The sequence below is a fragment of the Stenotrophomonas sp. 05L44_2 genome (assembly GCF_056665995.1).
This window is the reverse complement of the sequence record NZ_JBFTNR010000107.1, coordinates 1-7,885: the sequence shown is the minus strand read 5'-3', so window position 1 is coordinate 7,885 and position 7,885 is coordinate 1. Positions and strand designations below refer to the sequence as shown.

The 7,885-nt window shown below is 65.5% G+C and carries 5 protein-coding genes; 1 reads left to right on the top strand and 4 read right to left on the bottom strand.

What is annotated here, in order from left to right; translation table 11 throughout:
• Positions 1-202, bottom strand: a 202-nt coding sequence (locus AC1VAN_RS05745; protein WP_480985426.1) for a VOC family protein, incomplete at its 3' end; no start/stop codon positions are given.
• Positions 203-327: 125 nt separating this feature from the next.
• Between AC1VAN_RS05745 and AC1VAN_RS05740 the strand changes: the two genes are divergently transcribed.
• On the top strand, positions 328-1,983 hold the full coding sequence (locus tag AC1VAN_RS05740) for a saccharopine dehydrogenase family protein (RefSeq protein ID WP_480985425.1): 1,656 nt from the start codon (positions 328-330) through the stop codon (positions 1,981-1,983).
• Positions 1,984-2,045: 62 nt separating this feature from the next.
• Here the strand turns inward: AC1VAN_RS05740 and AC1VAN_RS05735 are convergent, their stop codons facing one another.
• From AC1VAN_RS05735 to AC1VAN_RS05725, 3 genes are all read right to left on the bottom strand, one after another.
• Positions 2,046-4,052: a M13 family metallopeptidase gene (locus AC1VAN_RS05735; RefSeq protein WP_480985424.1), complete on the bottom strand. Its 2,007-nt coding sequence runs from the start codon at positions 4,050-4,052 to the stop codon at positions 2,046-2,048.
• Between the two features lie 311 nt (positions 4,053-4,363).
• Positions 4,364-6,469 carry a M13 family metallopeptidase gene (locus AC1VAN_RS05730; RefSeq protein WP_480985423.1) on the bottom strand — a complete coding sequence of 702 codons (2,106 nt, stop codon included), beginning with the start codon at positions 6,467-6,469 and terminating at the stop codon, positions 4,364-4,366.
• A gap of 189 nt (positions 6,470-6,658) precedes the next feature.
• On the bottom strand, positions 6,659-7,885 hold a 1,227-nt coding region (locus AC1VAN_RS05725), incomplete at its 5' end, for a TonB-dependent receptor domain-containing protein (protein ID WP_480985422.1).

The following is a 7,885-nucleotide window of genomic DNA, read 5'->3' as shown; positions in this document are numbered from 1 at the left end:
GGCCACCATTGAGGCCGACGCAGGGAATGCCGCAGACCGTGAATTCGACGGTGAGCACGTCCCCCTGCTTGCCGTCGGGGAAGTCGCCGGGCGCGTGATGCACAGCGGTTACTTCGCTGTCGGGAAAGGTCTTCGCATAGAACGTGGCGGCCTCGAGCGCGCCGTTGTCATACCAGACGCAGATCGTGTTCTTGTGAGCCATGGCGGGGCTCCGCAGTGGACGAAGGCGCAGCGATAGCATGGGCGGTGTTAATGCCGGATCGTGCTGCACTGCGGGAGCTGTCGGCGCCGCGCTACCATGGCCGGACGACACGACAGGGATGATGCGTGAAGATCCTGATTCTGGGTGGATATGGGGTGTTCGGGGGGCGTCTGGTCCGCTTGCTGGCCGACCTGCCGATGCTGGAACTGCTGATTGGTGGCCGCAACCTGGCGGCGGCACAGGCCTTCTGCGCAAGCTATGTGGGGCAATCGACGCTGCGTCCACTGCAGGTCGACCGGCAACGGCTGGCCACGGCCCTGCAGGCCGAGCGACCGGACCTGGTGGTGGATGCCTCCGGTCCTTTCCAGGACTATGGCGAACACCGCTATGGCGCGATCGAAGCCTGCATCGCCGCCGGCATTGATTATCTGGACTTCGCCGACGCGGCAGACTTCGTATTCGGGGTTTCGCAGTACGACGCGCAGGCCAGGGCGGCTGGCATCTACGCACTGTCAGGCGTCAGCAGTTTCCCGGTATTGACCGCGGCAGTGCTGCGCGAGATGGCCACGCACATGGACATCGTCAGCGTGGAAGGCGGCATCGCGCCATCGCCCTATGCCGGCATCGGCCTGAACGTGATGCGTGCGGTGGTCGGCTATGCCGGTGCGCCGGTGAAGCTGCGCCGCAACGGTCGCGATGGGCACGGCATCGGCCTGGCCGAGAGTCGCCGCTTCACCGTCGCGGTGCCGGGGCGGCTGCCGCTGCGCAACCTGCATTTCTCGCTGGTGGATGTGCCGGATCTGCAGGTGTTGCCACCCGAACATCCGACGATGACCGACATCTGGATGGGGGCTGGCCCGGTGCCGGAGATCCTGCATCGCGTGCTCAATCTGCTGGCCAAGGCGCGCCTGCGCCTGAAACTGCCATCGCTGGAGCCATGCTCGCGGTTGTTCTATACCGTGTTGAACCTGATGAAGTTCGGCGAGCATCGCGGCGGCATGATCGTGCGCGCCGTGGGCACCCGCGATGGTGCGCGTGTGGAACAGAGCTGGCACCTGCTGGCCGAGGCCGATGACGGCCCGTACATTCCGTCGATGGCGATCGAAGCGGTGATCCGCAAGCAGCTGGCCGGTGATCGGCCGTCACCGGGTGCACGCCCGGCCACGCATGCGCTGGAACTGTCCGACTACGACCGGCTGTTCGACGGACGCACGATCCATACCGGTTTCCGCCGCGACATGCCCGGTGCCAGCCTGTACCAGCGCCTGCTGGGCAGCGCGTACGCGCAGCTGCCGGCCAGCGTGCAGGCGTTGCATGCACCGTCTGCCGCCAAGCGCTGGAGCGGGACGRCATCGGTCGAACGCGGTGGTGGGTTGTTGTCGCGGTTGCTGGGGAAAGTGTTCGGTTTTCCGGCAGCGGGCGAGGCAGTGCCGGTCAGCGTGGAGTTCACCGCAGAGGCGGGTGGTGAGCGCTGGACGCGGACCTTTGCCGGCCGTCGTTTCTCTTCGTTGCAGACGCAGGGGCAGGGGCGCAACGAAGCGCTGCTGGTCGAACGCTTCGGTGCGGTATCGGTAGCGTTGGCACTTCTGGTCGACAACGGGCGGCTGCAACTGGTGCCGCGACGCTGGTCGATCCTGGGCCTGCCGTTGCCGCAGTGGCTGTTGCCCGGGGAGAACAGTTTCGAGGGTGATGAGGATGGGCGCTTCGTCTTCGACGTGGAGATCGGCGCGCCGGTGGTGGGGCGGATCGTGCATTACCGGGGAACGTTGAAGCCCGCGTGATGTCCACCGACGAAAAAGGGCGCCATGAAGGCGCCCTTTCCGTTATTGCTGTTGCATGAACCTCAGCGCCAGACCTTGATCTGCTCGCCGTCGGTGCGCTGCATCGGCTGGCCCGGCTTGCAGCTGAAGCTGGCGCCGAACGCCGGCAGGTTCGACAGCGGGCCGTTGGTGCGCCAGCGGCCCGGTGCACGGATGTCGGCGGTCAGGCGGCGTGCGGCCTCGTTCGGCGACAGCTGCTGCGGCCACAGCGCAGCCCAGGCGCGGAAGAAGCCCTGCTGCTGTGCCGGCTTGGCCTTCGGCTCCTGCGCGGTGTACGCGGCCCAGGCCAGCTCCAGACCGGCGATGTCGGCCAGGTTCTCTTCCTGGGTCAGCGTGCCGTTGACCTTGGCCCCCTTCACGCCGGGGAACTCGTAGGCGCCGTACTGGCTGGCGACACGGGTGCCGAGCAGGGTCCAGGCGGTCTTGTCGGCCGGGGTCCACCAGCTGCGCAGTTCGCCCTTGGCATCGACCAGCGCACCCTTGGCATCGATCGCACGGGTCAGCTCGTGGCCGACCAGGCCGCCGAAGCTGCCGAACTTGTCGGCGGCATCGGCCTTGGCGTTGAACACCGGGCCCTGCAGGATCGCCGCAGTGACGATCAGCCGGTTCTGCGCCAGGTCATAGGCCAGCGACGGCTGCTGCGGCAGCACGTCCCAGCGGCGGTCGGCGTTGCCCTTGCCGATGCGCTTCATTTCCTCGCGGTGGCGCCAGGTGGACGCGATCAGCATGTTGCCGCCGAACGAACCACGGCCCATCGGCTGCACGCTGTAGTCCAGGTCRCGCAGCGGGGTGCCGATCTCGATCTTCAGCGCGGCCAGCTTGGCCTGTGCTTCGGTCTTGGCCTCGGCGCTCATCCAGSTGYTGYKCTTGACCGCWTCGATCTGCACTTCACGTACCTTGTCGACGATCCAGGCCGCCTGGCGGCGGTCTTCGGCGGACAGGTAACGGGCTGCGTATTCGCGGCCGACCATCGGGCCAGCGGCCACGTTGATCGCGTCCAGCACGCTTTCCCAGCGCTGCGGCGGCAGGGTTTCACCACGCAGCACGCGGCCACGGAATTCGAACTCCGCATCGCGGTAGGCCTTGGACAGGTACGGCGCCATCGAGTCGCCCACGCGCCAGCGCAGGTAGGCCTTCCACTGGTCCGGCTTGAGCTTGGTGACCATGCCGTCGAGCTGCTTGAACAGCGCCGGATCGGCCAGCGACACCAGGTCATCGTTGACGCCCTGCGCCTTCAGGAACGCATCCAGCTGCAGGTTGCGGTAGCGGCTGTTGAGGTCCTTGGTGGAGATCGGCGCGTAGTTGTTGAACGGGTTGTTGATGCCCGCCAGCGACTGCGCATTGCGGGCCAGTTCGGTTTCCAGCGCGATCACCGCCTGCGACTCGGCGTCCAGCTTGGCGGCCGGGGTGCCGGTCAGTGCGAGGATCTGCTTGACGTAGTTGCGATAGCGGCCCATCAACGCGACGGTGTCGGCGTCGGTGCGGGTATAGAAGGCCGGATCAGGCAGGCCCATGCCGCCCTGCATGAAGTAACCGATGTGGCGGTCCAGCGCCTTCAGGTCCACGTCCGGACCGAAGTTGAAGGCCACCGGGATGCCGACCTGGTGCAGCGCGGCGATCGAGGCCGGGACATCCTTGGCCTTCTTGATCGCGTTGATGCGGGTCAGCAGCGGTGCGATCGGGTTGGAGCCGTCGGCTTCCACGGCCGCTTCGTCCAGGCCGCTGGCCCAGAAGTCGCCCAGCAGCTTCTGCACGTTGCCCTGCGGCGCCTTCATCGAGGCGTCCAGCAGTTCACGCTGTTGCTGCCGGCTGCGGTCGACCAGCTGGCCCAGTGCGGTGGCGGCGCCGGTCTGCGGCACCGGGTTGGCCTTCAGCCAGCCTGCGTTGGTGGCGTCGTAGAAATCGCTGCACTGCGCACTGACGGCCGGGGCGCGTGCGGCCTTCTTCTTGGCGGCGAACGCATCGTGGGTCGGAACCAGGGTCGCCAGGCTGATGCCCAGGGCGATGGCAAGCGGACGGAAGTTGGGCATGTAGAACGAATCCGTGATGGATTGAGGGCGGGCGAACTATAGCAAGCTGCGCATGGGCACGGGATGCACGCATCACGGTGGTTCCGCCGGGCATGGCCCGGCGCTACCGGGGGGGTGGCATGGGCAGGGGATGCACACCTCATGGTGGCTCCTTTGTGCCATGCGCCGAGCAAGGTCGGCCTCTACCAGCGGCTTGGGCAAGCGCCGGCGCCAGTAGAGCCACGCCATGCGTGGCTGCGGCCACCGCGCGGAAAAACAAAGGCCCGGGAAATCCCGGGCCTCTGCAGGCAAGCCGTGGCCTCAGCCGTGGCTTACCAGATCACCACCTGCGAGTCGCCGGTGCGCGACATCGGCGTGCCCGGCTTGCACTGGAAGGCCGCGGTGAAGGTCGGCAGGTTCGACGGCGCACCGACGGCGCGGAACTGCGCCGGCGCGTGCGGGTCGGTTGCCAGGCGGACCTTGGCGTTCTCCGGGGTGTACTTGGTGCGCCACACGGTGGCCCAGTTGAAGAAGAAGCGCTGATCGCGGGTGAAGCCATCGATCTTCGCGTCTTCCTTGCCGGCCGATGCCTTCTGCAATGCGTCGTAGGCGGTGGCCAGGCCACCCAGGTCGGCGATGTTTTCGCCCAGGGTCAGATGGCCGTTCACGGCCTGGCCGTCGACCTTGTACTGGTCGAACTGCTTGACCAGCTTGCCGGTCAGGCCAGCGAAATTCTTCGAGTCGGCTTCGGTCCACCAGTTCTCGAAGTTGCCGGTCGGCCCGAAGCGGCTGCCCTGGTCGTCGTAACCGTGGGTCATTTCGTGGCCGATGACCGCACCGATACCGCCGTAGTTCAGCGCGTCGTCCGCCTTGGCATMGAAGAACGGCGGCTGCAGGATSGCGGCCGGGAASWYGATCKYGTTSTSSRKCGGGTTGTAGTAGGCGTTGACCGTCTGCGGGGTCATGCCCCACTCGGTCTTGTCCACCGGCTTGCCGATCTTGGCCAGGTTGTACTGGTAGTTGAACGCGGTGGCCGCGCGCACGTTGCCCAGGTAGCTGTCACGGTTGGTCTGCAGGCCCGACCAGTCACGCCACTTGTCCGGGTAACCGATCTTCGGAGTGAAGGTTTCCCACTTGGCGATGGCCTTGGCCTTGGTCTCTTCGCTCATCCAGGACAGGCCCTGGATGCGTTCCTTCAGCGAAGCGGCCAGGTTCTTCACCAGCTCTTCCATCTTCGCCTTGGCTTCCGGCGAGAAGGCGACCTTCACGTACAGCTGGCCGAAGGCTTCGCCGGCATCGCTCTCGATGGTGCCCAGCACACGCTTCCAGCGCGGCTTCTGTTCCTTCTGGCCATTGAGGGTCTTGCCGTAGAACTCGTAGTTTTCCTGCACGAACGCATCGGCCAGGTACGGCGAGGCGCCGTCCACGGTGTGGAAGCGCAGGTAGGCACGCCACACCGACGGATCGGTATCGCCCAGCGCCTTGCTCACTTCCTGGTGGAAGGCCGGGATGGCCAGCGAGAACTTCTCCGGCGCGGCCACGTTCTGCGACTTGAAGAACTCGGTCCAGCTGAAGTTCGGGGTCAGCGCATCGGCCTCGGCCAGGCTGACCGGGTGGTAGTACAGCGAGACATCGCGCGACAGCTCGACGCTGGACTTGGACGCCTTGGCCAGGCGGGTCTCGAACTTGACGACTTCTTCAGCCTGCTTTGCGGCATCGGCAGCGGCCACGCCGGACAGCTCCAGCACCTTGGCCACGTGGGCCTGGTAAGCCTTCAGTTTGTCGGCCTTGGACGCATCGGTATAGAAGGTCTTGTCCGGCAGGCCCAGGCCGCCCTGGCTGGCGTAGGCCATGTTCACGGCCGAGTTCTTGAAGTCGGCTTCGGCGCCGAAGCCGAACAGCACGTTCTCGCCCTTGGCAGCGCTGGTGCGCAGGTAGTTGGCGATGGCGGCCTTGTCCTGCAGGCCGTCGATCGCGGCCAGGTCGGCCTTCAGCGGCTCGATGCCCTGGGCGTTGACCTTGGCTTCGTCCATGCCGGTGGCCCACAGGTCGCCGACGATCTTCTCGATGCCGGCCGGGTTCTTGACCTGCGCGACCTGCTCGGCCAACTGGTGCTGCACGGCCACCGAACGCTCGTCGAGGATGGTGAAGGCGCCCCAGCTGGTGCGGTCGCCCGGAATCTCGTTGGCGGCCAGCCACTTGCCGTTGACGTAGTCGCCGAAGGCGGTGCAGGCGTCAAGGTTGCTGTCCAGATCGCTGGCCTGGAAGGCGTTGTAGGCCGGCAGCTTGCTCTCGTCGAGCTTGTAGGTGGTGGCGGCGTCGGCCGCGGCCGGCGTGGAGGCGGTGGCATCCTTTGCCGGGGTTTCGTTCTTGCCGCAGCCGACCAGCGCGGCCGAAACGGCCAGGGTCAGCAGCACGATCTTGGGAGTACGGGTCACTTGAATGGCCTCCAGGCCGAGTGAGTCAGGGAAGGGCCGGGGGAACGGCCGTGGGCCGAACGATACGCCGCCGGCCCACACTGCAAGGGTGTCGAAGGTCATGGCCAGGCGCAAGGGGGCCTTGCCGGCACCGGAAAAGACAGACCCGGCAAAAGCCGGGTCTGTCGGGGTACTGCCTGTTTTGCTGGATCAGAACTTGTACTTCAGACGCACGAACGGGGTGCGGCCGTACAGATCGTACTGGGTGGCAAAAGCTGCGATGTTGCCGTAGCGCGCATCGCTCACACCGGTGGAGATCAGCGGCGGGGTCTTGTCGAAGATGTTGCTGACGCCCACCAGGATTTCCCAATCAGCCTGCGAGTAGCTGACCGAAGCGGTGTGGTAGGTCCGCGAATCAACCGTGATGTCACGGTAGGAGTTCGGACGGCCCTGGTAGATGAACACCGGATCCAGATCGATGTCCTTGGTCTTGTGGATGTAGGTGGTCAGCCAGTTGAAGGTCCAATCACCACGGGTCAGGCTCAGTGCCAGGTTACCCACGACCTTCGGACGGCCGATGTCACCCAGCAGTTCGTTCGAGGACAGGCCGCTTTCCTCTGCGCTGGAGAAGACCTGCTGCGTATCTTCGATGGTGTAGGTGACCTGCGTTTCGGCCGAGAACTTGCCGAACGAGAAGTCATGGTCGAAGTTGGCGGTCAGATCGTAGCCACGTGTACGCTGCTTGTTGATGTTGACGTACTGGTTGAAGACGTCGGTGATGTTCCATGCCTCGTCACCGGTACCCGGGTTGCGCACCAGCAGGCCGCAGAATGCGTTCGGGAACACGGCAGCGCCGTAGCAGCCCTTGACGATGTCGGCGGTGGTGATCTGGCCGATTTCGTTCTTCACCTGGTAATCGAAGTAATCGATTGCCACGCTCAGGTTGGCGAAGGTCGGGGTGAACACGATACCGGCGGTCTTGGCACGCGAGGTTTCCGGAATCAGCTGGCCAGCGCCGCCACCAGAGTAGACGGTAGCGCTGCTGCCGTTGCCGGCGTAGTCGGCCGGAATGCCAGCGGCGGCGCAGTTGGTCTGGTAGTTGGTGTTGGAGCTTTCACCCCAGCGGATGCATGGGTCGATGCCGGTCTGGCCGAGGAAGCCGGTCTGGTTGCCCAGGTACAGCTCGTACAGGCCCGGAGCGCGGTAGGAGGTGCCGATCGAACCGCGCAGGCGCAGCGACGGGATGACCTGCCAGYTCAGACCCACCTTCCAGACCTCGTCGGTGCCATCCACCGAGTCATACTGGAACGCACGGCCCGAAGCATTCAGGCTGAGCGATTCGATCGCCGGCAGGCCCTTCAGCAGCGGCACGTCGAACTCGACGAACGCTTCCTTCACGCGGTCATCGCCCTTGGTGACGTTTGCCGAGCTTGAACC